The sequence below is a fragment of the Pseudovibrio sp. W64 genome (assembly GCF_001623145.1).
GTDB lineage: Bacteria > Pseudomonadota > Alphaproteobacteria > Rhizobiales > Stappiaceae > Pseudovibrio.
Genome location: NZ_LMCI01000040.1, coordinates 103277 through 104317 on the forward strand (window position 1 = coordinate 103277; position 1041 = coordinate 104317).

The window sequence follows — 1041 nt, forward strand, 5'->3', positions numbered from 1 at the left end:
AGGCACAAAAAATCCGCTAGTTGACGGGAGCGGTAGCCGCTTTTCAGAGGTTTCTACGCCTCACATATGAATGTGGAATGGAACGCCCCCACTGTCAACGAAAAGTTGCAGAAGAAGGCAGAGGTGTTGCCGTGGGGATACGCTGATGAGACCAATCCCTCCTTTGTCATCCCGGCCCCCGATGTACATACCGGAGACATAGGTGACAGGTGTTCGGAGAGATGGTTGACACATTAACATGGCATTCAGGGAGGGACCGGGATGCCTTGGCAAGAGTGTTCAACAATGAAACTTCGAGAAGAGTTTGTCCGACTTGCAGATCAGGACAATGCTAATCGGCGTGCCTTGTGTCGCCGGTTCGGTATCAGCCCACAAACAGGCTATAAATGGCTGAGGCGGTGGCGTGCGGGAGAAGGCTTGAATGATCTCTCCCGCCGGCCCAGAACATCTCCTGGACGTTCACCACAGGAGGTGGAGCAGAGGATTTTATCAGTACGTGACACTTACCCGGCTTGGGGTGCTCGAAAGATCCGCGCTTACCTGCAGCATAAAGGCATTACAGTTCCAGCAAGCTCCACGGTGCACGCCATTCTACAGCGCCATGACCGTATTGAACCGAAATCAATCCCAGCGTCCTCGGATTGGCAGCGATTTGAAGCTCCTCTTCCTAATCAACTCTGGCAAATGGATTTTAAAGGTTGGATCAGGCTGGAAGACAACACTCGTTGCCATCCTCTCACGGTTGTCGACGACCACTCCCGGTTTGCGACCTGCCTTAAGGCTTGCCCAGACCAACGCACCAATACAGTTAAAACGGCTTTAGAAGAGAGCTTTAAGCTCTACGGCTTGCCGAGAGCCTTTCTGGTTGACAACGGTTCTCCATGGGGGACTGCTCTTACCGATCAGCGTTGGACACCATTGCGGATCTGGTTGGCTCATCTTGGTGTCCGCCTGATCCATACCAGACCTTTCCATCCTCAAACCAAGGGCAAGAATGAGCGGTTTAACCGAACCCTGAAAGAGGAGGTTCTGGCATACAGA

At 52.7% G+C, this 1041-nt stretch carries 1 pseudogene; it reads left to right on the forward strand.

Annotated elements, in window-relative coordinates:
- Positions 1–261: 261 nt before the first annotated feature.
- A pseudogene (locus PsW64_RS28280) lies at positions 262–1041 on the forward strand (IS481 family transposase); the annotation flags it as partial.